At 37.4% G+C, this 25,686-nt stretch carries 21 protein-coding genes; 3 read left to right on the top strand and 18 right to left on the bottom strand.

The window, feature by feature from the left end; all coding sequences use genetic code 11:
- Positions 1-409: 409 nt before the first annotated feature.
- The 14 genes from ACIQZI_RS09660 to iadA form a co-directional block, all read right to left on the bottom strand.
- Positions 410-2,428, bottom strand: coding sequence for an ABC transporter ATP-binding protein (locus ACIQZI_RS09660; RefSeq protein ID WP_403072453.1), 2,019 nt, complete (start codon positions 2,426-2,428; stop codon positions 410-412).
- Between the two features lie 4 nt (positions 2,429-2,432).
- Complete coding sequence (locus ACIQZI_RS09655) at positions 2,433-4,178, bottom strand: ABC transporter ATP-binding protein (RefSeq protein WP_403072450.1); 1,746 nt, start codon at positions 4,176-4,178, stop codon at positions 2,433-2,435.
- Positions 4,179-4,737: 559 nt separating this feature from the next.
- Positions 4,738-5,286 (bottom strand): signal peptidase I, encoded by a 549-nt coding sequence (gene lepB, locus ACIQZI_RS09650; RefSeq protein WP_062182488.1) that lies wholly within the window; start codon positions 5,284-5,286, stop codon positions 4,738-4,740.
- Between the two features lie 246 nt (positions 5,287-5,532).
- Positions 5,533-6,798 (bottom strand): exo-beta-N-acetylmuramidase NamZ family protein, encoded by a 1,266-nt coding sequence (locus tag ACIQZI_RS09645; protein WP_403073964.1) that lies wholly within the window; start codon positions 6,796-6,798, stop codon positions 5,533-5,535.
- A gap of 17 nt (positions 6,799-6,815) precedes the next feature.
- Positions 6,816-8,894, bottom strand: a complete 2,079-nt coding sequence (locus ACIQZI_RS09640) for a glycoside hydrolase family 3 N-terminal domain-containing protein (protein ID WP_403072446.1) — start codon at positions 8,892-8,894, stop codon at positions 6,816-6,818.
- A 332-nt stretch (positions 8,895-9,226) separates the two neighbouring features.
- Positions 9,227-9,994, bottom strand: a complete 768-nt coding sequence (locus ACIQZI_RS09635; protein ID WP_403072443.1) for an ABC transporter permease — start codon at positions 9,992-9,994, stop codon at positions 9,227-9,229.
- Position 9,995: 1 nt separating this feature from the next.
- On the bottom strand, positions 9,996-10,907 hold the full coding sequence (locus ACIQZI_RS09630; protein ID WP_403072440.1) for an ABC transporter ATP-binding protein: 912 nt from the start codon (positions 10,905-10,907) through the stop codon (positions 9,996-9,998).
- A gap of 19 nt (positions 10,908-10,926) precedes the next feature.
- Positions 10,927-11,121 carry a PLDc N-terminal domain-containing protein gene (locus ACIQZI_RS09625; protein ID WP_062182497.1) on the bottom strand — a complete coding sequence of 65 codons (195 nt, stop codon included), beginning with the start codon at positions 11,119-11,121 and terminating at the stop codon, positions 10,927-10,929.
- A 579-nt stretch (positions 11,122-11,700) separates the two neighbouring features.
- Entirely contained in the window at positions 11,701-12,339 is a 639-nt protein-coding gene (locus tag ACIQZI_RS09620; protein ID WP_403072436.1) for an SdpI family protein, read from the bottom strand.
- On the bottom strand, positions 12,336-12,608 hold the full coding sequence (locus ACIQZI_RS09615; protein WP_062182503.1) for an autorepressor SdpR family transcription factor: 273 nt from the start codon (positions 12,606-12,608) through the stop codon (positions 12,336-12,338). The genes ACIQZI_RS09620 and ACIQZI_RS09615 overlap by 4 nt, the downstream gene beginning before the upstream one ends.
- A 277-nt stretch (positions 12,609-12,885) precedes the next feature.
- A complete protein-coding gene (locus tag ACIQZI_RS09610; protein WP_403072432.1) occupies positions 12,886-14,250 on the bottom strand; it encodes a TrkH family potassium uptake protein in 1,365 nt (454 codons plus the stop codon).
- A 455-nt stretch (positions 14,251-14,705) separates the two neighbouring features.
- Positions 14,706-15,548 (bottom strand): HAD family hydrolase, encoded by an 843-nt coding sequence (locus ACIQZI_RS09605; RefSeq protein WP_253722518.1) that lies wholly within the window; start codon positions 15,546-15,548, stop codon positions 14,706-14,708.
- Between the two features lie 354 nt (positions 15,549-15,902).
- The gene (locus ACIQZI_RS09600) at positions 15,903-16,055 is read right to left on the bottom strand and encodes a YjcZ family sporulation protein (protein ID WP_082675071.1); all 153 of its coding nucleotides are present in this window, start codon (positions 16,053-16,055) and stop codon (positions 15,903-15,905) included.
- 156 nt (positions 16,056-16,211) lie between these two features.
- Positions 16,212-17,387 carry a beta-aspartyl-peptidase gene (gene iadA / locus ACIQZI_RS09595; RefSeq protein WP_403072427.1) on the bottom strand — a complete coding sequence of 392 codons (1,176 nt, stop codon included), beginning with the start codon at positions 17,385-17,387 and terminating at the stop codon, positions 16,212-16,214.
- Positions 17,388-17,624: 237 nt separating this feature from the next.
- Between iadA and ACIQZI_RS09590 the strand changes: the two genes are divergently transcribed.
- A complete protein-coding gene (locus ACIQZI_RS09590) occupies positions 17,625-17,975 on the top strand; it encodes a hypothetical protein (RefSeq protein ID WP_403072424.1) in 351 nt (116 codons plus the stop codon).
- A gap of 537 nt (positions 17,976-18,512) precedes the next feature.
- Here ACIQZI_RS09590 and ACIQZI_RS09585 read toward each other — a convergent pair.
- Positions 18,513-20,519 carry a transglycosylase domain-containing protein gene (locus tag ACIQZI_RS09585; RefSeq protein ID WP_403072421.1) on the bottom strand — a complete coding sequence of 669 codons (2,007 nt, stop codon included), beginning with the start codon at positions 20,517-20,519 and terminating at the stop codon, positions 18,513-18,515.
- Between the two features lie 426 nt (positions 20,520-20,945).
- Between ACIQZI_RS09585 and ACIQZI_RS09580 the strand changes: the two genes are divergently transcribed.
- Together ACIQZI_RS09580 and ACIQZI_RS09575 are read left to right on the top strand one after the other, a co-directional pair.
- Entirely contained in the window at positions 20,946-22,061 is a 1,116-nt protein-coding gene (locus ACIQZI_RS09580) for a histidine kinase N-terminal domain-containing protein (RefSeq protein ID WP_403072418.1), read from the top strand.
- A 405-nt stretch (positions 22,062-22,466) separates the two neighbouring features.
- Positions 22,467-23,780: a hemolysin family protein gene (locus ACIQZI_RS09575; RefSeq protein ID WP_253722582.1), complete on the top strand. Its 1,314-nt coding sequence runs from the start codon at positions 22,467-22,469 to the stop codon at positions 23,778-23,780.
- A gap of 173 nt (positions 23,781-23,953) precedes the next feature.
- Here the strand turns inward: ACIQZI_RS09575 and uptA are convergent, their stop codons facing one another.
- From uptA to ACIQZI_RS09560, 3 genes are all read right to left on the bottom strand, one after another.
- Positions 23,954-24,568 (bottom strand): undecaprenyl phosphate transporter UptA, encoded by a 615-nt coding sequence (uptA, locus tag ACIQZI_RS09570; RefSeq protein WP_403072415.1) that lies wholly within the window; start codon positions 24,566-24,568, stop codon positions 23,954-23,956.
- 207 nt (positions 24,569-24,775) lie between these two features.
- A complete protein-coding gene (locus tag ACIQZI_RS09565; protein WP_157279568.1) occupies positions 24,776-24,928 on the bottom strand; it encodes an Lmo0850 family protein in 153 nt (50 codons plus the stop codon).
- 86 nt (positions 24,929-25,014) lie between these two features.
- Positions 25,015-25,413, bottom strand: a complete 399-nt coding sequence (locus tag ACIQZI_RS09560) for a FixH family protein (RefSeq protein WP_403072411.1) — start codon at positions 25,411-25,413, stop codon at positions 25,015-25,017.
- Positions 25,414-25,686 lie beyond the last annotated feature (273 nt).

Genomic DNA, 25,686 nt, shown 5'->3' with positions numbered 1-25,686 from the left:
ATGAATTCGTGTAAATGAGGCATTTCGGATTTGAAACATATTTTGGGATTTTGACACGTATTTTTAGATATTAACGCATATTCTCCAAACTTGTCGTTATTTCATTCAATTAATCTATAAAAATATCCATGAGCGTCTGCTCTAAGCCCAACGAAGTCAACAATGGAAAAGGTTCCGATTTTCAAATTGTATCACCTTATGAAGGTGGCGGTGCGGAGCCGGATTTTCGGATGCTTTCTCGATCATATAAGTATACCCGCTAAGTAGATTAGCTATATGAGTAAGTCGCGAAGACCCGTCCCCTTGTCCTTCATACAAAAAAACGGCTCCATACTAGATAGAAATCCTCCGTTTACTAATATAGTAAGAGTATCCAATTAGTATAAAGCCGTCTACTATCTATTTATTGTTATCCTGCAACCTCATTCTTCTGGCCTTGCTGCAATTCATACATTTGATAATACTTTCCTTTTTGAATCATCAATTCATCATGATTTCCCTTTTCAACAATTCGTCCTTTATCAAGCACAAGAATTTGATCCGCGTTTCTAATCGTTGAGAGTCGATGAGCAATGATGAAAGTTGTTCTGCCTTTTTTCAAGACTTCCATCCCAGACTGAATGATGGCTTCTGTCTCCGTATCAATGCTTGCGGTCGCTTCATCTAAAATGAGAACAGCCGGGTTAAAGGCGAGTGCCCGGGCAAATGAGATGAGTTGTCGTTGTCCAGATGAAAGCGTGCTGCCTTTTTCAATAACCGGTTCATCTAATCCTTTTGATAAGTGACTTAATACTTTATCTCCACCAACATCACGTAGTGCTTTTTCAATCTCACTCCGAGAAATCACTTCATTTTCAAGGTTAATATTGGAGGCAATTGTACCTGTGAATAAATAAGGATCTTGAAGCACGATCCCCATATGCTCCCTAAGGGTTTGATGCGGAATTTCTTGAATGTTTTTCCCATCAATCATAATTTGCCCTTTATTCGTATCATAGAATCGAAATAGTAAATTCATAATCGAGCTTTTTCCTGATCCAGTGTGACCCACCAATGCAACAGTTTCCCCTTGTTTCGCTTGAAAAGTAATATCCTTTAACACATATTCATTTTCTTTATAACCAAATGACACATCTTTAAATTCCACATTTCCTTTGTAACGCGGAATGCTTTGATCCTCGACTGAAATTCCAGGTTCGTCCAACAAGCTGAATGCTCGTTCTCCAGCCACTAACGCTTGCTCTAGGTTTGCGAACTGGTTGACGATTCCTTGAACTGGATGCAATAAACGATTGATAAAATCTACAACCGCATACAACATCCCTAAAGAAATAGCACTTGAAACGGTCAATGACATGCCACCGAAATACCAGATGAACAGCACCAATGCAATGGTTTTTAATACGCCAATTAAATTATGGCTTGTGAGTGAATTTAAGTTCAGCATTTTATTTTGGTACGTAAAATGCTCTTGGTTCAACTTTTCAAAAGATTCCTTTGCACTTTTTCCTTGGTTAAATGCTTGAATGATTGTCATCCCAGAAATCGATTCATTGATCATTCCATTAATATCACTGATTCTTGCTCGAATGATATGGTTATACTTTGAAGCAAACTTCCGGTAAATGATCGTCCAAATCACAAGGATTGGAACAAGAACGAGAGCTACCAGTGCGATCGGTGGGTTCAAGATGAATAAGGCAATGAACACCCCGATAATATTAATCGTACTTGAGAAAAAATTCGCAAGAACCGTTACATACAACTCACGGATTGCTTCTGTATCATTCGTAATCCTCGCAACAACTTTGCCAGCTGGTAAATTATCAAAATAGCGAATCGGCAGCCTCGACATATGTGTGAAGAGGTCATTACGCATCCGTTGAATAATTCGATTTGCTGATTTTTGTAAATAATAACTTTGGAAAAATTGAAACAGCGAGGAGATTAAAACAAGACCGAAATAAAAAGCTACAAGCATGAGGATTCTAGCAATCTCTGGTTGATAAAAGCTCATTAAGTCTTGTTTTCCTAAAACAGTTGCAGGAAACCTCTCCGATTGCCCATCTTTCGTAATTATTAACGTCGACCCATCCAATTTCCGGCTACCTTCAAACGGTACCGCACCTTCCACAAAGACAAATTTGATCCCAACTTGTAGAACCCTGACTTCCTGCCCTCTCGTTTCATGATTTGTAAAATAGTCAGTACGTTTATACCAGTTCCCTTGGTAAAAAACAGCGTCTTTACTTTCTTCTGTTTCGTACCATTTTGATTCAATGCCTAGAATATGGGAATCTATGATTTTCTTAGCAATGAACGGTCCTGTTAAATCAGCGGCTACGGAGATGGTTAACAGGATGAGCGCACCAATAATTAATTTTTTATATAGAGTTGCATATTGGTATAGTTTTTTTGCGACTTTCATACGTTCACCTCACAGTTCCTGCTTCTACTTGTTGACGTTCATATTGCTTCTTATACCAGCCGCCTAAAGCAAGTAGATCTTCATGCCTACCTTCTTCAATCACCTTACCGTTATCGAGTACAAGAATCCATTGGGCATGCGCAACAGCAGACAGGCGATGGGTCGTGATAATCGTCGTTTTACTGGCACGCTCTCTTTGGATATTTTCAATGATAGTTGTTTCTGTTTTCGCATCCACTGCAGACAATGAATCATCGAGAATCAAGATCTCTGGATCTTTAATCAATGCCCTCGCAATCGAAATTCGTTGTTTTTGCCCACCTGATAGAGCAACCCCTTTTTCACCAACAAGTGTTTCAAGCTTTTCAGGAAGCATTTCGAGATCTTTCTCGAAATCTGCCAAGCGAATGGCCTTCGCTAACTCCTCAGCTGTAGCATCCATTTTTCCAAACAAAATATTATCTTTTACGGATCTTGAAAAAAGAAAATGATCTTGCGGTACATAGCCAATCCACCCGCGGACTTCTTCAATCATCAACTGATTAATAGGGATTCCTGCAATCGAAAGTACGCCCTCTCCAAGCGGGTATTCCCGTAGGAGCTGTTTAACAAATGTCGTTTTCCCGCTTCCTGTTTTCCCGACAATTCCTAATGTTTGCCCGCGTCCAATCTTTACAGATACTTGGTCTAGGTTCACCACTTCAGACTTTGGGTACGTAAAGTGGACAGAATCAAATGATAGATCTTCAGGATGACCAATCAGTCCTGCACTAGGTTCATTTTTCACATCTACTTCATAGGACATCGTTTCAGTGAGACGATCAAGAGAAGCATTCCCACGCTGCATGATATTAATTAGCTCACCCATCGCGATCATTGGCCAAATCAACATGCCTAAATAGACATTAAAGGATACAAGATTGCCGAGTGTGATTAGCTGCTGAAACACCATATAGGCACCATACCCAAGACCAATCAAATAACTGATTCCAACAAGTATAGAGATAGTCGGGTCAAACAGTGAATCAATTTTCGCTACTTCCAGGTTCTTCTTATAGACATCTTCCGTCATTTCATCAAAACGGCGCTCATCTTCCCGTTCTTGAACATAAGCTCGAATCACCCGAACCCCCGCAACGGATTCAAGCACTTTATCATTTAAATTTCCAAAAGCAGTTTGTGCTTCTGTAAAACGTTTATGAATTCTTTTTCCATATACTTGCATCATAACTGCCATAATTGGCAGAGGTAAAACGGCCGCGATTGTTAAAGTCCAACTGACCGTCATTCCCATCACAAGCATTATCGTTAACGTAAACAAAACAGCATCAGCAAGAGTTAATATCCCAAATCCAGCCGTCATGGAGATCGCTTTTAAATCATTGGTTGCTCTCGCCATCAAATCGCCAGTTCGATTTTTTTCATAAAAAGTAGGGGTCATTTTTAACAGATGTCCCATAAACCCAGTCCTTAGCTTACGTTCGACCAAGTGACCGCCGCCAAACAATAAGTAACTCCATAGATAACCGAAAAGATAGCTTACTAGGCCAACGACTGCTAAATAAACGATATACCGAATGATCCCCTCACGAGTTAATGCTCCATTATTAATGTCATCAATTGCCATCCCAATCAGCTTAGGTGGTATGACCTCCATGATATTTACCAAGCATAAAAATAAAATCGCTATCGTGTATCGTTTCCATTGTTCTTTAAAATACCACGACAATTTTCTAAAAATCGAAAACATCTATTTTCCTCCCTTGTTCTCAAATCAGCTCTTCCTAGCCACTTTCTGGATCACAGACATTGAATAGTCTCACATTTTTAAGTACTTTCATTTTCGGTTCCTCCTTAAGGTTCTTCTTCCTTATATTGAAAGGATGCGAATGCATCTATTTCAATAAAAACAAAAAGCTCCCGCCACATAGCGAAAGCTTTTACATACCTTTACGTTCAAAAAAGAACGCAAACAATAGAAAAAGCGCAAGCCACGATATTTTCGCAGCCTGCGCTTGATGTAAGCACCCGTTAATAACTCTGTCAAAATGTCAAGACAAAGTACATAGGTAGGCTGTGATTGTATTCAAATTGCTACGTTTATGATCTCGTATAACAAATGTCATCATCACGTTCGCCTCCCACACATTAGTCTTTTTGTACATTTATGTAAAATAGATTACTATCAGTTAATCTCTTTGTCAATCCCTATTTTTTATATTTAAAATTATTTGAATTTTTTAGAAATATCTATATCATAAAAGATAACTTGACGAAAAAGTTGAAAAAATCTCTTCATGAATCACTTTCTATTTTACCTGTTGATTCTTAAATGGCCACACCTTGAATTTCACTTCCCCAATGATGGATTTCATAGGAATATACCCAAAATACCTGCTATCATTACTAACCAATCGGTTATCTCCTAAAACAAAAACATATCCTTCAGGGACCATCGAAAATCCTGTCACACTTTTTAAGGTAAAATCTCCGGTCAGCAGCGTTGTCGCTTTGAGTTGTTGCTTCGCTTTCAATAAATAGGATTCTGGATTCGGTTCTCCATTGATATATAAAAGGTCATCTTTCATTTCCACCGTATCCCCTGGCAGACCAATTACTCGTTTCACATAGTTTCCATCTCCGCTAGGGGCCCGAAAGACGACTGTATCAAACCGATCAATCTCACTCATTTTACTGATGATTACATAATTACCATCCTGATAATTAGGCATCATGGATTCACCACTCACCAAAGTGGGCGTAAATAGAAAGGTACGGCAAATTAAAACAATCATGATTGCAATGATACACGCCTTAAGGCACGATACAAATTCACCCTTAACTTGATTAAAACTCATCAAATCCACCCTCTTCAACAGTGATTACTATTAGTTTACCATTATTTTTTTCAAATAATATTAAGATTTTGAAAAGTTATTAAAAAATCTTAATATTTCAAGCGCTTAACGTTGCGCATAGTCACTGAAGATAAAAAGTCTCCAGATTCATACAAAACAAAGAAGGCCATCCACATTATGATCGGATGACCTTTAAGTTGTTTATATGTCGATTATCGAGTCTTGCCACCATCTATAGATGTTCCATTAATAAAGTAAATACTGAGACCTTGTTTTCTTAAAGTCATATAATTCTTTTTCCCATTGCTTCTTCATATCTTTCACGCTTCGTCTTTCTTCAATTCCTTGTCGGATCCAACCATTCCCTACAAGTTGGTCAAAAAATGAGATTCCTGCACGATTTGCAGCTTGGAATTGGAATTGATCTGGATATAAATCATGAACGGCCTTTACCATATGAACGCCTGTGTCAAACGGTTGAAATTTCTTCCGATCGGTTATATGAATCTGCACACCATGAGATAGCTGATTAGCAAACTTAGATGTGGTCGGTGTAAAGGATACCGGCCGAAAAATTACCCCAGATAATTTGAGCGTGTTCAACTGCTGGGCCAACTCCGTTCCATCGATAAATGGTGCGCCAATTAGTTCAAAAGGCTTTGTTGTTCCTCTCCCTTCTGAAATATTCGTACCTTCAAACAAAGCTATGCCCGGATAGACGATAGCCGTATCAAGAGTGGGCATGTTTGGCGAAGGAAGGACAAATTGCAAAGGTGTCTCATCATAATACACGTCCCGCTTCCAGCCTTTCATCTTGACAACGGTTAAATCAGCATCGATTTTGAACTTGCTATTAAACAGCTGGGCCAATTCCCCTATCGTCATTCCATGTCTTAGTGGAATGGCGTAATTCCCTACAAAAGAAGCATACTTCATGTCTAAAACGGTCCCTTCAACGGCCGTACCCGTCAATGGATTTGGGCGGTCTAATACGATGATTGGGATGCCTTTTTCCTTTGCAGCTTCCATTGCATAGGCCATTGTATAAATATACGTGTAGAATCGTGTTCCGACATCTTGAATGTCAAACAAAAGTACATCAATATTTTCTAGCATTTCAGGTGTTGGTTTCCTTGTTTGACCGTACAAACTATAAACAGGGAGTCCTGTTTTATCATCGATATAGAACTCCACATATTCGCCAGCCTTTGCAGAGCCGCGGACACCATGTTCTGGTCCGTATAAAGCAGTTAGTTTCATATCATCTTCGTCGTTTAAGAGATCAACAATATTAGTAAGCTCCTGATCCACCCCAGTTGGGTTCGTGATGAGCCCAACTCTTTTTCCTTGAAGTAACTTCTTTTGTTCTGTAAGCAATACTTCAACGCCTAATTTGAACTTTTTATCTACCATTCCTTTATCCTTGTTTGATTTCTCGCTTTCCGCCCAAGCAATGGATAGTGATGAAAAAATGAGAGCCATGGTCAAAATCGCGAGATACTTTTTCTTCAACATTAGCCCTCCTTCTTTTACAAGGTAAGTCCATGACCATATTCATATAGCATTCCACTACCATCTAGTGTTGGAATAGCGACTGGTAGCTTACCTTGAGGAGTGATTCCCCCAAAGATAGCGGCTCCAGCGGCTTCAAAACTTACCGGTCTAAATCCGTACATGGCGAGATACGAATCAATCGCTGGGAATGCCATAACATCATATGGATTACGGATGCCGATTCCGATCACTGGAGCATTTGTTTCAGCAATCACTTGATTAATCATTTTCATTTGCGGGTTCTCAAGTAAACGGTCTGCTACTGTCGAAGTGTCTGATCCGATAATGACGGCTTTAGCATCACGAATCCTTTCCAATTGTTCAGCTGCTAGAGTATAGTTTGCATTGGCCTCAATAACCGTTATATGTTGATGGTGTTTTTTAACCGCGTTTGCTAAATCAGTGAGATATGTTCGTCCAAGGACGACAATTTCATCCCCTTCATTAAGTTGTAACGGCAATACGTGATTGTTTTTTACAAGCGTAATCGATTTTTCAGCTGCTTCTTTTTCAATTTGTTTATGCTCTGGAGACCCAATAACATCCAGCGCATAAGCGACTTTTTCAGAAATTAGCTGAGGTGTTTCTTCCTTCATAATTCCCCGCTTTATTTTCAATGTAAGAATTCTCTCAACAGATTGTTCAATTCTTTTTTCTGATAGTTCCTTTGTTTTTACCGCTTCAACCAAACCATCAGCAACATCTTCCAAACCAACAGGCATTAATACGATATCTGCACCCGCTTTTACAGCACGAATTGCCGCATCGACTGATCCGAAATGCTCGGCAATGGCATTCATATTCATCGCGTCTGTCGTAATAACTCCCTCAAATTTCAATTCATTTCTCATCAATTCCGTTAAGACTTTGTATGATAATGTTGCTGGTAGTGCAATTTCTTCTCCCGTTTTTTGCGAGATGACCTTTGTATTATCGATTTTAGGAAAGGTAACATGCGCGGTCATAATCGCATCAATATTTGCCTCCATTGCCTTTTGAAAAGGATAAAGTTCAACCTCTTTTAGCCTTTCTTTGTCATAGGGTACTTCAGGTAGACCAAGATGAGAGTCGACAGCGGTATCTCCATGCCCCGGGAAATGCTTGGCCGTCGCTGCAACTCCAGCTGTTTGCAACCCTTTAGCGTAAGCAGTCCCAAGTTCAGCCACAAGCTTTGGATCCTCTCCAAATGATCGAACCCCGATCACTGGGTTATCAGGATTATTATTCACATCCATGTCAGGTGCAAAGTTCATGTTAATGCCGAGTGAGGCTAATTCCTCTCCAATCGCCAGTCCTACCCTCGAAGTTAATTCAGGAGAACGAGTGGCACCCAATGCCATATTTCCAGGCATATCCGTTCCAGTTTGCAGCCGCGTAACTGCTCCACCTTCCTGATCCATTGTCATCAGCAATCCATATTTCTCAGCTGCTTGTTGATAATCCGCAACAAGTCTCGTTGTTTGCTCTGTTGATACGACATTTTCTTGGAATAATATAACCCCACCTAAATGATACTTCTTAACAAGTGCGTAAATCTCTGGAAGCATTTTCGTTACATGACTGCCTTCCCACGTTCGGAAGTCTGGCATCAACATTTGACCAACCTTTTCTTCCAGTGCCATTTTTTTTATCGCTTGATTGATTACATCATATCTTTTCCCTTTTTTCTTCACAAGTTCACCTTGCCCCTTGTAACGAACGCCAATCTGATCTTTTAAATTCCCTTTTGAAACCTTAATCTGCGCGCTTCCATTCTTACCCGTGAATTTTACATTTCCTAGTTGATCAACCTTTGCTACCTTAGGATTCGTTGATTGCCATTTTACCTCTGATGTTGTGTGTTCAAAATGACCATCTTCGTATCTTTGGATCGCTTTTAACACAAATAATTTCCCTGAAGTTGTTTCTATTTGAGGGATATTTTGAAAAACAATCAAGTCTTGGACCGTAGTATCCCTTGTCTTTGCTAGACCAGGACTCGTTATTGTAATCTGAGAAATAATGATCGCCGCAATCATCATGTACATCCATATCATTTTCATCGCTTGACTCATTGCACTCCTCCTAACTCATCATTCGTAGTGTTCCCTTATTAAGAAAAAATTACCTATTTGGAGGCGATTACAAATAGCCTAACAATAATCGATGAGCTTCATCTATATAGCCTTTGCCCTTTTCAATCACATTAAATTCAGATTGTGAAAACTGTTATACCGGTTATAAAAGACCGTTTTATCCACCATTTAACAAATTGAAACTTCCATCAGTGGTTTTTTTCATCCTCAAATGATTGCTCTTAAAAAAATTGATATGGAGTATTACAGCCCGTTAAACCGAGATTAACTTTAAAAAGGATAGCCCAATCGCTATCCTTCGACTTTCTATATTATATTTCCTGCCTTTTTAATTGGACAATGCCTACTGCCAAAACAAGAACGATTAAGAAAAATACGCCAAGTAAAGGTCCTGCTAAATCAATTATATTTCCTTTCATAAACTCATTAGCTCCATTTACCAAACCATGCGGCAAATAATCTACCCATCGTGCTTGTAGGAATTTAGGAACATTCATAATCAGCAAGTAAAGGACAAGGGAGATAAACCCAGCTGTGACTGCACTTTTGGAAAAAGATGAAGCACAGATTGAGAGAGTGATAATTAAAACGATAATCGGGAGATAAAGCAAGAGGCCGCCGATTGTATCTGCCCAAATTAAATTCTCTGAAAATAATAAGTTCGTATAATAAGCGGTTAACAGCATTCCAAAGATAAAACTCCCAACTGCAAGCAACGAATACGCTGACCATTTTGCGAGTAGGTAAACCGCTCTGCTGACTGGTTTGACAAGCACCATCGCAGCTACTCCTTTTTCTCTTTCACCAGCAATACTTCCCATTGAAATAAGAATTAGTATAATGACACCAATTAGTTCAAAATTACTAAATGCAGCTGACATCATTTCTGATGTAGATAGTTCTGGGATTTCAATAACAGCTCCTTCCGGCATTTCACGCGCTAATAAATCGGGCAAAAGTTTCATTGAAATTGGAAAACTAATCATTAAGACAGCAAAGGCGATCGGAACAAAAATGATTTTGTACGTACCCATCAGTTCTTTCCATTCTTTTTGGAACATTCTCATGAATATCATCATATTAACGCACCTTTCTTAAAAAGATATCTTCCAAAGAAGGTGTATCTACCTGATAGGAAATAAGCATGGCACCTGATTGAGAAATAAGTTTCGGCAATTGAGCACCCGCTATATTCATATCCTTTACAGTCAAGATATAGTCATTAATGTTCACTTGAATATTTTTAACCCATACCTGTTCATCGAGAACCTTTGTTAACGCTCGCTTTGCTTCTGAAATTGAAAAACGAATGACTGGACTTGTATACATTGATTTTAGTTCTTGTATATCAGATGCCAAAACCATCTCTCCTTTATCAATCATAATGATGTGATCCGCTACTTTTTCAACATCATCCAGTATGTGGCTGGACATAAAAATCATCATGTTCTCCTTCAATTTCATAATCATCATTAACATTTCATGACGTCCAACAGGGTCTAAAGCAGATACTGGTTCATCAAGAATTAATAGTTTAGGCTGATTCATTAATGCTTGTGCAAGTCCCAGTCTTTGTTTCATGCCTCCGCTATAGCCTGAAATTTTCCGATTGCGCGCCTCCCATATTCCACACTCCTGCAATAAGCTTTTTGCTCGCTCTTCAATCGTCTTCTTCTCTAAACGAAATAGCTGGCCGACCCATTGCATCCATTCTCTCCCTGTCATATATTCATAAAATGCTGGGTGTTGAGGTAAATAGCCCATTGTTTCAGTTAATTTTTCTTTCTCTTTTTGAACATCTAAACCGTTCACTGTCACAATTCCCGAAGTGGGCTCAGAAAGTCCTACCAACATGCGAATTGCTGTCGTCTTCCCAGCACCATTTTTGCCGAGAAAGCCGAAACAGCCATTTCCTTCAATTGAAAAACTAATTCCATTTAGTGCCTGAAATGAATTATAATTTTTCGTAACATTCTCACAATGTATCATCATTCGTCTTTCCTCCCGAATCTCAATCAGTTTTTCTTCCGAATATTAAGTAGAAAATCGGCCCAATTGTGCTAATCAGTATAATCACTAGTACCCAAACCAGCTTATTCTCGCCTTTCACCATACTCCTTTCTCGTTTGAGTAAATCCCTGAGTGCAATACCTTTTAAAATAAGTTCAAAAATAATAATTGGAAATAAAAGTTGAAGATATTCCATAATGGCTCTCTCCTTTTTAATTAGTTATTTAAGCAAATACTTAAATATATGAAATGATTGTAAAATCCGTTATTTTTTTATTAATAAAGGAAGCCCCATTCATCCTATATTCATACATGTTTGAAATGAGTTTAATATGTCGACTAGTCCAATCAATTTTAGCGAACAAGAATATACTAAATTTGTGTAGAGGGGGTGTTTTCATGAGTCACGGAAATAGGAACCATTCTGGAAAGCATTCGAATAAAGATTGCTGTCACAAGTACAGCCATTGTTATTGGGATAATTTCTTGGATAATGTATTATATGAATGTTCTAATTGGGAAGATCGGTATGGAGGATCTACCCGAAAATAGTTTTATCTTGGACAAGACTTGTTATAATCCTTTTCTGTTAGGATGAGAGAAACCATGTAAATTGCTACATGGTTTCTTGTGTCTATTTTGCTGTATTATCATTTACAGACAGTTCCATTACATCTCCTTCATCACGATATTTCTCAAAATCCCATAAAGGAGAGCGTTTTGGTGAGCTCATTAATAGACTTATCCAAAAGGTTACAAAGGTCTCTTATCACATTCACTCCATATCCATTCTCCGATATACCCAATACGAATAGACAATAGGTAAGATAATGATTAGAAAAATAACTGGAAACATGAATATCCTAACAAGAGAATCTGGTAAAAAAGGAGAAATTATAAATAAGAATCCTGCTAGAATAAAGATCCGTGACCCAAAGCGATGCGTTTTTTTCCAAATCGTATCATTACTCAATGTCCATGGTGTTCTAATTCCGACAAAATAATTCGGTTTGACGGAATGCATATAATTTCCCAGTACGATAAACAAGAATCCAACGATAAATGGAACTATTTTTCCGATAGGGATGTCATAGCCTATTCCAGTAAAAATAACGAGGGCATTTATCAAAAAGAGAAAAAATAAAATGGCGATTGTAATCATGGAATAAGATCTAGAAAACTTCTGATAATTCTTCCTCTTCGGATCAAGTTTAGGTGAAAAAATCAACAATACGTATAGAATGATCATCATACCTATATTCATTAGCATTGCATTAAATTTCGTGGCATACCCATCTGCGACTCCATTGAGGTTCCAATGTATCGGTATTTGCGTTGGTAGCTGCTGATAGAATACAAGCCATAAGATAGCGGTGGCCGCTATCAATAAGACAGGTAAAAGATGTTTCTTCATTTCTGCCCATCTCCTTTATCGATAAAATCCAATGCCCAGCTGATTAATTCCTGAAACACCGTCGTATTTAAAGAATAGACAACATACTGACCTTTTTTCTCATCCTGCACAAGATCAGCATTTTTCAATAATTTGAGGTGCTGGGAAATGCTCGGCTTTGTCATATTAAAATGATCTGAAATCTCCCCTGCTGTTAAATCTCGATCCTTCAATAAGTCCAAGATTTTTCTACGGGTCGGATCAGAAAGAGCCTTAAACGCATTATTCATAGGTTAATTCCTTTCAAATTAATTTAAGTATTTAACTAAATACTACAATGTATTTTTATATTTGTAAATATAGGATTTGTTTATTTTTTAAGATATAACGGTTAACACTGCTACAATTGATACAGTTAAGAGTAGACAATTTATTAACAGAGTCAGCTGGCGCGCAAATTCGATTTCTGAATCGTAGTGCCCGAAAAGAAGGGTCTCCGAGGCAAGTTTCTGAAAAAATGGGTATAAAAAAATCCGGGTCCTAAAAAACGATCCCCGAATTTTTCCATTAGCCTATAATAACTCTCTCTTTCGGATAATGATAATTTGTTTCCTTTTTCTTGCCGCCAATAATAAATAAGAATGAAGTAAGGCCAATTCTTCCTATGAACATCAAAACCATGAGAACGAATTTCCCAAAAATGCTAAGATCCGGGGTGATTCCCATAGACAATCCTACCGTACCGAAGGCAGAGCAAACTTCAAAAACGATCTCGATTAGCTGATGGTAAGGATCAGAAATACTGATTGCGACTACCGAAGTAAAGCACATGACAATAGCCAATAGCGTAATGGCCAGTGACTTCATGATATCATCTTGATGAAGCTCTCGCTTAAAGACTTTGATATCACGATTGCCTTTAGCAAAATGATAAATAAATAATATGTTTAAAGCAAATGTTGTCGTTCGAATTCCTCCGCCCACTGAAGTCGGGGATCCGCCAATAAACATGAGAACACTCATAACTAAGAGCGTTGGCAGCGTAAATTCGGTCACATCCATCGTAGAGAGACCTGCACTTCTCGTCGTTGCCGCTTGGAAAAAAGCATAGAAAAAACTTTTATGCCATGTCAAATCCTTAAAATAATGTTGATATTCAAATAGCAAAATAAGAATTGTTCCAATCACGAGAAGAATTCCATATGTTGATGTGGCCAATCTTGTAAATAGTGAAAAACGGAAAGGATGTTCAAGGTCGGTCTTTTTCCTAATTAAAAATTCCTTTACTTCAATTAATACTGGGAATCCAATCGCCCCAAGAATAATTAGGATAATCGTTATTAATTGCACAAAATAATCGTTCGCATATGGAACAAGAGACTGACCAGTTATATCCATTCCGGCATTTGTTGTCGCAGTTACAGATGCAAATAAACCTTGGAGAAAAGCTTCCTTCCAAGTTGGATAATAGTTCAAGAAATGCACGCCTAGAATAAATGCCCCTAAAAGCTCGATAAGAATAATAAGCTTGATTATTTCCCTAACTAATTGAACGAGCCCTGATAATGCGAGCTGATTATGATCGACCATTATTAACCGTCGACCACGTAATCCAATTTTCCGGCCTAAAATCATCCAGAAAAATGTGCTAATGGCCATAATACCAAGGCCCGCGAATTGCAAGACGATCATAATGACAAAATACCCAAATACACTATATGTTTCCGAAATATTAAAAACAGTCAACCCTGTATCACTTACCACACTTACAGCTGTAAAGACTGTATCAATAAAGGACACTTCGACTCCAGGCTTATGTACTGCCGGAATACTGAATAATAAAATTGATATAGTTACGGCCATTAAATAATAACCTGTAATAATCTTTGCAGGTGACAGTTTCTCCAGCCTGCTTTTTATGTTACTCCACATTGATTACATATCCCTTCGATTTTTTCCATATCCCCTATCATAAAGAATATCAGATGTATTTGAAAGTACCATTTATATATTTTGTATCTTTTATTTTTAGCCGTGTTAAATCGTTCTTTTGATTTTTTTAGTGTAGTATGGAAGATCTCAAAGTATGTACTCCATTCTTCTTCGGATAACCGTTCAATTAAGATCCATTCATATTTTTCATCGCTACAAGTATGGTCACCAAAAAGGAAGTCTAAGCGTCTACCATCTAAAAACAGTGAATTCAGTTAGCTAATTAACGCAGAAAGGAGGATATTCCATAAATAAAAGGTCCGACCTCGCAACTACTGCACACAGCTTAATTAAAGTGTAAGAAACACTATGTACTGTGTAGCGAGTGCTAGGTCAGACCCTTTTGGGATACCCTCATTAGTTTACGTTTATGCTTACGGCTATCTTAAATTTTCTTAAACAACAGTAGTCTCTGATATTTCCTCTTCTGTTTTTATTAATTTTAAAAGATGGCGCACTGCATAAGCAAACCCATCTTCGTCATTTGTCTTTGTTATTAAATCCGCTTTTTGTTGAATATGAAGGGGAGCATTTCCCATTGCAACTGACTTAGTTGCTACTTCAAATTGGGCAAGATCGTTGCCCCCATCACCAAAAGCATAGATCTCATCAAACGATAGATTCATAATTTCTTGATATCGAAACAATGCTTTCCCTTTATGTGCTTCATGTGAAGTAATTTCTAAATTATTAGGGAATGAAGAAGCCATTGTAACGTCATCGGTATCCACTAATGCCTTTATTACTTCCTCAATTCTTTCCACATCTTCTTGGTGGACCAAAGCAATTAATTTATAGATTTTAAGATTGTCATGTTTTAAAATGTCATCGTAATTATATTCCTGAAATAGAGTATTCAGTTCTTCTTTACTCTTATGATGTAGTGGTGGCAAAGTAGAAGGGAATCCTCCATAATTCGTATAGACAAGAATACCCACCCCTAATTTTTGTAAAATAGAGAATATCTTTTTATATGTCGAAATAGAAAGGGTTGCTTCATATAATATCTCTCCGCTTTCTGAGTACAGAACAGAACCATTTACGCAAAAAATCGGAACATCCATCTTTTGTACGGCTTTGAGTTTTATGACATCCGCATAAGCTCTTCCCGTATTCAAAATGAGCTTATAACCTTTTTCATTTAATTCTTCTAAAGCTCTTATATTTCCCTCAGTAATTTCATCTTGAGGATTTAACAACGTACCATCTAAATCAATTGAAATACATTTCATCTTCATCCCAATCCCTTTCTTCTCTTTATATTTCTATATACGTCCATTCTATCTCAAATGAAAGGTTAATTCTCCTGTTTTTATATGTCAAAGCGATTTAACTGTTCCACACCCAACTAAAAACCAATAATATGTATTTTGTTAAGATTATTATTTTCTATCTGAAACCCACCTATTAGAGATTCCTATTCGATATCAATTCGAAATTCCCCTCTTACTTTACCATAGTATTAAATAGTGTTTCATTCTTCATAAATACGCATGAATGATTTGAAAATCTTTGATACATATACTGACATTAAAAAGTGGAATCTAACGTGAAGAAACCGACCTATAATTAGATCGGCTTTTTTAAACATTTTAGCAGTATCCACCATATCCGTATCCTGGAGCAACTCCACCGCCAAATCCACCACAGAAACTAGCTCCAACAATGATTAGCAGAATAAACAAAACAACGATAAAGGCGAAACCTCCGCCAAATCCAAAACCACCATCTACACAACCTGACATACACAAACATCTCCTTTTTTTTGAGGAGGTACTTACATGGGTTAATTGTATAGTATGTTTTTATTAGGTAAATGACACAACAACTTTGATAAAGATTTTAAAAGTGGGTTCGTCCTTAGTTGAATAGGTAACATTTGCTTCATTCCTCTAGTTTATTCAATTCTCAAATGTGCCCTTTACAATTGCTTCGCCGTTCTCGACCATTTTCTGTCCCATTGCAAAGACCGTATCAATTTTGTACGTTTCTTTGTTTAGTAAGATTAAATCCGCATCTTTCTTCGCTTCTATACGGCCTTTTCCTACTAATTTTAAAATACTCGCTGGATTTTCTGTGACCACTCTAACTGCATCTTCAATCGACACACCGGCCCAAATAATCGCATCAACAACCGCCTCGTAAAGGGACATACATTTCCCAACATTCAGCCCAAGCAGATTTCCACCCCCATCAAAATTCGGAAGGCTCGCTTGTCCATCAGAGGTAAACGTAATCTTCGTAGGCTCGACACCTGCATCCAATGCTTGTTTTAAGGCTGTACTTGCTTTTACTTCTCCATCATCCAGGAATTGTTGGACAGTGCTTGTTGTGAAATCTATGTAGCCCCCTTTTTTGGCAAAGTTAATTCCTGCTTCAAATAGGTGAGGATTTCGATTGATATGCGTAGGATAGAACTGACTAATTGGAAGTTCTGTTTTTTCTACTACTTCCTCGATTATCTGTAAATGATCATGGCTATCTCCTACATGGATATTCACGATACCTGATTTCCCGGATAAAAGGCCACCATTTCTAGCTTGGGAAGCAAGTTTAGCGATTTCCTCCACAGTCGGCTGTGAGGAACGATGGTCTGCAATTGCAATTTCCCCAACGCCAATAATTTTATCAACTAAGATAAGATCGTCTTCTATTTTGCCTGTCAGTGTTTTCACTGGTACTTGATATGAGCCTGTCTGCACAAAACAGGTGATGCCTTCTTCTTCAAGTGCTCTTGCTTTTGCCAATAAAGCAGGCATCGTCCTTGTCGTACCGTCCGTGCCAATAACTCCGACTAACGTTGTAATTCCTGCGAGCGTTGCATCTGTTAACTGAATTTCAGGTGTTCTCGTCTTATAACCACCTTCTCCACCACCGCCAATGAGATGAACATGCGCATCGATAAATCCTGGAACGACTAGCATACCAGTGGCGTCGATTACGTCAATCTCGACGAAATGTTCTGGTCTTTCAATTGTATCTTGCACGAATCCGATTTGCTTCCCTACCAACAAAACATCTTTTTTCCCTAGATATTCAGGAGCATACACTTCACCGTTTTTGATTAAAGTTAACATGAAAGTCTTCCTTTCTATATAAAACTACTACTTTTTATCATTTCGCTAACCACTTGAGATATTTCTTACAAAAAATAGGATTTCAAGATTCTCTAACTAGGTTCCTTTTATCATTATACCTTTGAAAGGTTTTATTTATTAAAAGCTCGGGTACATATCTATCATATCTAATAAAAACAATGGAAAATCGAAGAACAGAACCTAGCTTAATTAATCCCATAAATGGAGGCTTCAATTATGAAACAAACTATATCTCAAATTACGATTAATGAACAACTAAATATCCGGCAAATCACGGAATTATTCCAAGTCATAAAGGACTATCCCGGGTCCATTACCTTACAATGTGAAGCGCGTACTGTGGAGCCAAAACGTTTATCTAAACTTGTTTCTTTCATGCTTACTTTAAAAGATTGCAAACAGCTAAAAATACATATAGCCGGTAACCATATTCAACATGTCATATCCAAAATCAAAAATTGTTGTCAGCCTAGCCAACAACATCGAGAAACTACATACAACATTTACATAAATAATAAACAGAAACTTCAATCAGTGGGCGTTTTTTCATCTCCCACTAATGCTTAGTCACGTTCTAGTATCGCTAAATCGCAAACTATCCGTAGATAAAGCGATACTACGAATTAAGGTTAAACGAACAGAGACATAAGTACACCGTGTCCTCATGTCTTCGTCTGTGTGACCCAAACTTACCAATCGGGGATTTACAGGCTATTAAACCAGGATAAAAAATCTTGTGAGAACTAAAATAAACATTCAGTGTTCGATCATGGATAATAGGAAGTGAATAAATGAGAGCAATTCTTATGATTATTGGTGCAATCGTGGTAATTGGTTTTCTTATTAACCTAATTTTTTAATAGCATTTTAACAAATCATCTCATATTTATAAGGCGAGTTACCCAAAAGAGTCATGATTTCACACTCTTCACATCGTTTATTATGTCATTTGCACGTAATCTAAACGTAGTAGATGTGGGATCTTGACTCTTTTGTTATAGGACAGCCTCTTTCACAGTTGCTTAGGTGACTATTTGTATCGAATAGTAAAAATTTAAGTGACTGTTTGACGCTTTTTCTTCACAACCTAGTGATTGCTTTTCTTTATTTCTTAAGCAACTTCTCCCACCATTTTTCCCATGAATCCTTCAGTTCACTTCCTTTATCACGCCAATATTGTACACGTTCTTGCTTTTCTAGTTCTTTTTTCCGTTCCTCTATTAGAGGTTTCAAGCTTGCTACATAAAAGGATTCCGCTTGCTCATTTAAAAGAACATTCGTCATAACCTTTTGGAAAATAAGTGCTGTTCCTTGACTACTATGGGTGGTTAAATAATGGTCTTTATCCGAACGATCATACCCTGCCCAGACCGCTCCGACTAATGACGGTGTATAGCCTACGAACCATTGGTCTTTTACACCACTTTTGATACCTGGAATTGTCACTTGTACAGAGCCTGTCTTACCAGCAATTTCATAGCCCCGAACTGCTGCATTCTTTCCCGTGCCATATTCAACCACGCCTAAGAGCAATCGGTTCATTTGGTCTGCCACTTTGTTCTCGATAACCTTCGTACTTTTTTCTTTCCATACTGCAACTTCTTGACCTTGTGCATTCTCAATTTTCACGATAGTATGAGATTCAATTCGTTCACCTTTATTTGCAAAAACAGAGTATGCCTCAGCCATCTCCTGTGGGGACACTCCCCTTTCCATTCCACCGAGTGCTAGCGATAAATTCCGGTCGTTTTTAGTTAACGGAATGCCAAAACGCTCCAATGAACCGATGGACTTCTCAATTCCAATTTCATTCATAAGCCAAACGGTAGGAACATTCAATGATTTAATAAGTGCTTCGAATAGCGGGACTTCGCCTACATATTGACCATTAGCATTAGATGGCTCATATCCTCCAAAGCTCATTTTTTCATCTACTAATAAATCGGTTAACTTATACCCTGCTTCAAGTGCTGGTGTATACACAGCTAACGGCTTGATTGTAGATCCCGGTGAAGCCTTTAATTGAGTCGCTCGATTGTAGCCGAGAAATTGATGCTCCCCTCTGCCACCCATTAGAGCATTTATTCCACCCGTTTTCGGGTTAATCAATACCATACCACTTTGAACAAGCGCATCTGTTACTCCTTTTGGAAAGTTTCCATCGTTTTCATACACTTCTTCTAAGGCTTGTTGGATAGGTTGATCAAGAGTTGTATAAATCTTATAACCACCTCTCAACAGTTCATCAATTTCCAGATTATATTTTTTCGAAGCCTCTGTTAACACCGCATCGACAAAATAAGGATATTTCCCTTTCAATTGATCGCCTTTTTGATTATGGGCTAAAATAATCTCTTCACGTTTCGCTTGCTCAGCTTGCTCTAAATCGATAAATCCATTCGTCACCATCCTCGTCAGAACAAGATTTCTCCGTTTCAGTGCAGCATCATAGTGGTTATATGGATCAAGCTTTGTCGGGATATTGATTACTCCTGCAAGCATAGCCCCTTCCGATAAAGATAAGTCATTCACATCTTTGCCAAAATAAATCCGTGCGGCTTTTTTTATTCCCCAAGCGCCATGACCGAAGTAAATTTGATTTAAGTACATTTCCAATATCTCATCTTTGGAATATTCCTTCTCTACTTCTCTCGCTATAAAAAATTCCTCAAGCTTCCTTTTAAATGTACGATTCTGTTCTAGTAAAGCAATTTTTATTAATTGTTGAGTAATTGTACTTCCGCCTTCAACTACCTTGCCGGCCTTCATATTCACATAAACGGCGCGGAAAATCCCTTGATAATCAATACCAGTATGCTTATAAAAACGATGATCCTCAATAGCGACTACAGCATTCTTCACATGGCTAGGAATATCTTCTTTCGAGGCTCCTTCTGTTTTATTGGCGGTTATTTTACTAGCAAGCTCACCGTCCACATCATAAATTTCTGTTGACTGCTTAAGTTCTGTTGTTAAAAGACTAATATCTGGCCTGTAAAAAGTTAAAAAACCCACAGCTATCAGTAGAACTGCGGAAAATGAAATAAGTCCAATATGAAAAAGATAAGAGAGCTTGTTTTTATTGAATATTTTAATAAAAAAATCTTTCATTTGCCCCTCCTGAACTTAAAAATGAATGTGTTTATATGCCTATACTACTAGAGGATGTTCAAAAAGTCCGGTAAAAATAGCTGTCGAATTGCTTCAAAGCTCTATCTCTCTGGTCCTCACGTATTACTGCATACGCTCCGGTCCTCTCAAGATGCGCTTCTCGAACTTCTCGGCTCTTTTTGAACACGCACTACTATAGATGCATACTTTTCTTACCCATCTTTTACCGAAGTTCCATATTGTTTTATGACTCCTTTCGCCTTTCTATTTATTTAATAACAGGTTATGATATCCCAAGAAGTTGATTTTCAGTCATTTCAGCTATGCATGGAAAATATTTAATGACCAGCCTGGCAAAAAAAAGGGTTTTTTAATCTATTGGCGAAAATACATATACAATGTCGGATTTTTCAATTGGAGGTTCAAATGATATCCATTAAAGAATCAGCGATTGATTTTCTCATAACTAATAAAAATAAAATAATCAATGAATGGAACGAACAAATCTTTTATTCCCCAGAAGATCCTTTTTACGATAAAATTCCATTGCATTTTGGACAGTTTATTGAGCTATTGATTCAATCTTTCATGCACAAAGATGCTCATACAGATGATTCAGTAAAACAGCTTGCACATATCATAGCAGACGAACGATTACAAGCCAGAACACCTATTGTGGATTTTATTAATCATGTTTCAAGTGGACGTTCCATTCTTATACATCATTTATTGCTACAGAACATGTCTACAGTAGAAAGTCAGTCGATCTTAAAATTAATGAATTCTTGCATAGATCAATTTTTATTTGATTCAATTTCCTACTATTCGAAATTACAGTCGGAAACGGTGAAGGACCATTGTGATACTCTAAGTCAAACTCATAAAGAGAGACTTACCCTTCTCGGAAAAATGACGTCCAGTTTTGTTCATGAATTTAGAAATCCACTTACTTCTATTATGGGATTTGTTCAGCTCCTTCAGGCGGAAACACCTGATATAAAATATTTAGACATTATTTCAACTGAACTTCAACAGCTAAATTCGAGGATCACTCAGTTTTTAGATATCTCAAAAAAGGAAACACAAGAATCAGAAAAAAATATATTTGATATTGGCCACTTAATTCAAGAGGTAATTGAATTCCTCTATCCAAGCATTCTTGAAGTGAATGCCAACATTAATACGAATCTGGCGAACAATATCTTAATTTCTGGTTCAAAAGAAGAATTTCGTCAAGTTCTATTAAATATTATTTTAAATGCTTTAGATGTATTATCCATTGAGAATGCGAATCCTATGATTGATATTTCTACAACAGAAGAACGATCAAAGCAACTGACCATAAACATTTCCAATAACGGTCAAAAAATTCAAGAGGATATGATTCGCGATATTTTCAAACCATTCATTACAACCAAAGAACGCGGTACAGGGCTTGGATTATTTGTATGCAAAGAAATCATTGAAAAGAATCAAGGTTCTTTAACATGCAGTTCCAATGATGTACTAACAACATTTACGATTCGAATGCCTTGTGTATGATTGATGATTATTGACTTCATGATGTTCTTTTCCTCATTATTTTTTTGTGTTTTACAGCCTGGATCAATAAATGATTGTGGCTTTTTTTTTGATCTTATTTTCATTCGTTAGAAATCGACCGTTTAATTTTGACTGAATGGATATTTTTTTTATAAAATAGAGTGAAGTGAATTAGGTAATACCTATATATAGGCTAAATATCGTGGGTCATTGGCCTTTAATCAGTACTTATTTATAGCTGTAAGTATGAAAGAGATCACATATTCATTTTTACATAATTTATTGGGAGGTGACCGGTACGAAATAATTCGTACAATCTAGTGAGATGTGACGTTTTAGCAAACTTTATTTCCCTCTTTCTTAATACGAATTCTTTTCGTTCCTTAGCGTTTGGACATAGTAAAAATACTCTTGGTAATCATACTGATTATTTTAACCGCTTTTTTTGTTGCATCAGAATTTTCTATTATCCGTGTTCGTGGTTCAAGAATTAATCAATTAATTGAGATGCAACATCCGAAAGCACCCGCAGTCAAGCAGGTCATATCTAATTTAGATGAATATTTATCTGCCACTCAACTTGGGATCACCATTACCGCCTTAGGTTTAGGCTGGCTTGGAGAACCAACGATGCGGCATATTCTCAAACCGATTCTTGAAATATTTCATATACCAGCGCAATTCAGCCAAATTCTAAATTTTCTTATCGCATTCTCAATCGTCACTTTTTTAAATGTTGTCGTTGGAGAAATGGCACCGAAAACAATTGCTATTCAAAAAGCAGAACAAGTAAGTCTGCTAGTATCGAAACCTCTCATTTGGTTCCATAAAATCATGTTTCCATTTATTTGGGTTCTAAACCATTCAGCCGGTTTTATTACTAGTATCATCGGCATAAAGCCATCCTCAGAAAGTGATATTGCTCATTCAGAGGAAGAATTGAAAATGTTATTATCCGATAGCTACAATAGCGGAGAAATTAATCAATCCGAATATAAATATGTGAATAATATCTTTAATTTTGACAACCGAACCGCAAGAGAAGTCATGGTTCCTCGTACCGATATCGTCAATTTTTCAAAAGATGATACGCTACAAGATTTTATCCAACATGCGAAAGACTTAAGGTTTACCCGCTATCCGATTGTTGAAGATGACAAGGATCATGTTGTTGGACTGGTGAATATTAAAGAAGTTTTTTCTGATATTACTAAAAGTAAAAAAGTGAAAGCCATTACCCTAGAATCATTTACACGACCTATTATCCGAGTGATGGAGAATACCCGGATTCAAGATTTACTTATAAAAATGCAAAAAGAACGGATTCACATGGCGATACTCATGGACGAATATGGCGGTACAGCAGGCTTGGTAACCGTTGAAGATATATTAGAGGAAATAGTCGGTGAAATTCGCGATGAATTCGATGTGGATGAAATTCCTCCCATCCGCAAAATAGCGGAAGAGCATTTTATCGTTGACGGTAAAACCCTTCTTTCGGAAATCAATGATACACTGAGAATTCACTTGGAAGACGATGACATTGATACTATTGGCGGTTGGGTTCTAACACAGAACTACGAAATCCAAACAGGCGATTGTTTAGAAGCAGAATCTTTTACCTTCAAAGTAAATAAAATGGAAGATCATATGATTCGCTATATTGAAATTCAAAGAGTCCCGATAGAGGATAAACAAGTTCTTTCCGAAGACGGATAAGAAAGATCAATATGCTTGTCCCTGTAAAAATATCACAAAGGATCCCCCGTTTTCTCACCTTTTTCGTGTTACATACACGTAATATGGGGTCAGATCCTTTGTGATTTCTGCTTTATCCCGGTTCAACTAACCATCATTGGGGATGAAAAAAACCACTGATGGTTGGTTGTACTTTATTTTCTTTTGGATACGATGATGATTGGCGGTTCTTGTTTTCTTTTCCAAAGCGTATAGATAATGACTCCTATTATTGCTACGATAATAATCGGCAGAAGGATTGGCTGAGCAATATGTTTGATCTGTGACCAATTCTCACCAAGCATATTACCTAGCAATAAAAACAGGATTGTCCATGGGATCATAGCAGCTATCGTATAGGCAGTAAATTTCACGAATGACATTTTGGCAATCCCTGCTGGAATCGAAATTGCATGGCGAACAATTGGAATAAATCGCGCAGTAAATACGACACCCACGCCATATTTCTCAAACCATTGTTCTGCAGCATCAATATGCGTTTCTTTAATGAAGATATATTTCCCATACTTAAGTAAAAATGGCCGACCTCCAAAATACCCTGCCCAATACAAAAACAACTGAGCAAACGTCCCTCCAATAACACCAGCAAGCAGTGCACCCCAAAAGTTAATTACGCCAGTGCCGATTAAATAGCCCCCAAACCCCAGCACAAGCTCACTAGGAATAATCTCAATCATCAAGCCTAATGCAATTCCTAGGTAACCCATCTCTTGAAAGAACAATAATATATTCATAATCAAATTTGACATCGTAAACTCCTAGTCTTCATTGTTTTATACATAGTATATAAGCTTGGCTCTACTTTTATTCTTGCTGAGTAATGCAAAAAAGAGGCTTTCCCAAAAATAAGGGTCAGACCTCACACTCTATACATAATATGAACGATATACAATAGATGTGGAGTCTAACCCGTTCGTTACGGGACAACCTCAGTTATTGATTTATACAATGGTCTTTTACTGCTTTATCTGTGGTGGTTGAACTTGCTGGATACCGACAACTAATAAGCTTGGATCTACTTGGTATAAATTCGAGAAAATATCATGACGTGACTTCGTTTTTGCAATATTGATCCCTTTACTTCTTAATTTCTGGATACAATGATTCATTAACCTGAATTCACCTCATTTATTTTTCCATTTTTTTGTAACACCCAATAATACTACTTAAATCGATTATATCCATATGATTCTAATTATTCACTTGCAATTTCAATCACTTTCTCTGGCATAACATGCAGACCGTTCGCAGTTACATGAACAACAACGTAGTATTTTCCTGCTTCTTCAAATGTATAGCTGCTACTGTAATCCCCTTTAGCCATATGTTCGACAGGTAGCATTTTTCTCTCGTCTTGTCCCGCTTTACGAACCTCAAAGACCACATCGTCAGCTTCTTCTACCGCCTTCGATCCTTGCATGACCGAAGCAACCAGTTTCACTTCTGTACCACTTTCCTTTGCCCCTTCTATTTTAATCACAGCGGTCAAAGGAATCAGTTGACTACTGACTTCTTCTCCTTCAGGTTGAGCTTTTGCTTGGCAAGCTACAAGCATCATGCTTAATAATACCCCTATTATTATTTTTTTACTCATCTTTTCTCACCTTCTATTATTTATCACACCTTTAGTCATAATTGCCCAGTAAACATGAAATCATACGTATTTTTTCCAAGAAGAAGATTCAAACTTACCAATCCAAACATTTATGAGATCTTTTGAAAAAGGCTAATATATGTTCATAATGAGCCATATAGTTAAAATTATAGCGATATTAGGTCATTTTTATAGTTTGACGATATGGCTTTCCTTTTCTATAATGAACGTATTTACTTAATTTTGAAGCTGGGGTGATTAGATGGGGTATTA

Source organism: Peribacillus sp. NPDC096379, from assembly GCF_044762875.1.
Taxonomy (GTDB): domain Bacteria; phylum Bacillota; class Bacilli; order Bacillales; family DSM-1321; genus Peribacillus.
The sequence above is the reverse complement of the archived record's forward strand: the minus strand, read 5'-3'. Positions and strand labels throughout refer to the sequence as shown.

Bases quoted from the DNA above. Each gene is read 5' to 3' on its own strand.
- ACIQZI_RS09585 (WP_403072421.1), bottom strand. From the start codon at position 20,519: ATGAAAGATTTTTTTATTAAAATATTCAATAAAAACAAGCTCTCTTAT.
- ACIQZI_RS09610 (WP_403072432.1), bottom strand. From the start codon at position 14,250: ATGTGGAGTAACATAAAAAGCAGGCTGGAGAAACTGTCACCTGCAAAG.
- ACIQZI_RS09660 (WP_403072453.1), bottom strand. From the start codon at position 2,428: ATGAAAGTCGCAAAAAAACTATACCAATATGCAACTCTATATAAAAAA.
- ACIQZI_RS09580 (WP_403072418.1), top strand. From the start codon at position 20,946: ATGATATCCATTAAAGAATCAGCGATTGATTTTCTCATAACTAATAAA.
- ACIQZI_RS09560 (WP_403072411.1), bottom strand. From the start codon at position 25,413: ATGAGTAAAAAAATAATAATAGGGGTATTATTAAGCATGATGCTTGTA.
- ACIQZI_RS09655 (WP_403072450.1), bottom strand. From the start codon at position 4,178: ATGTTTTCGATTTTTAGAAAATTGTCGTGGTATTTTAAAGAACAATGG.
- ACIQZI_RS09565 (WP_157279568.1), bottom strand. From the start codon at position 24,928: ATGAATCATTGTATCCAGAAATTAAGAAGTAAAGGGATCAATATTGCA.
- uptA (WP_403072415.1), bottom strand. From the start codon at position 24,568: ATGTCAAATTTGATTATGAATATATTATTGTTCTTTCAAGAGATGGGT.
- ACIQZI_RS09615 (WP_062182503.1), bottom strand. From the start codon at position 12,608: ATGAATAATGCGTTTAAGGCTCTTTCTGATCCGACCCGTAGAAAAATC.
- iadA (WP_403072427.1), bottom strand. From the start codon at position 17,387: ATGTTAACTTTAATCAAAAACGGTGAAGTGTATGCTCCTGAATATCTA.
- ACIQZI_RS09600 (WP_082675071.1), bottom strand. From the start codon at position 16,055: ATGTCAGGTTGTGTAGATGGTGGTTTTGGATTTGGCGGAGGTTTCGCC.
- ACIQZI_RS09635 (WP_403072443.1), bottom strand. From the start codon at position 9,994: ATGATGATATTCATGAGAATGTTCCAAAAAGAATGGAAAGAACTGATG.
- lepB (WP_062182488.1), bottom strand. From the start codon at position 5,286: ATGAGTTTTAATCAAGTTAAGGGTGAATTTGTATCGTGCCTTAAGGCG.
- ACIQZI_RS09590 (WP_403072424.1), top strand. From the start codon at position 17,625: ATGAAACAAACTATATCTCAAATTACGATTAATGAACAACTAAATATC.
- ACIQZI_RS09625 (WP_062182497.1), bottom strand. From the start codon at position 11,121: ATGGAATATCTTCAACTTTTATTTCCAATTATTATTTTTGAACTTATT.
- ACIQZI_RS09640 (WP_403072446.1), bottom strand. From the start codon at position 8,894: ATGAGTCAAGCGATGAAAATGATATGGATGTACATGATGATTGCGGCG.
- ACIQZI_RS09620 (WP_403072436.1), bottom strand. From the start codon at position 12,339: ATGAAGAAACATCTTTTACCTGTCTTATTGATAGCGGCCACCGCTATC.
- ACIQZI_RS09605 (WP_253722518.1), bottom strand. From the start codon at position 15,548: ATGAAGATGAAATGTATTTCAATTGATTTAGATGGTACGTTGTTAAAT.
- ACIQZI_RS09630 (WP_403072440.1), bottom strand. From the start codon at position 10,907: ATGATGATACATTGTGAGAATGTTACGAAAAATTATAATTCATTTCAG.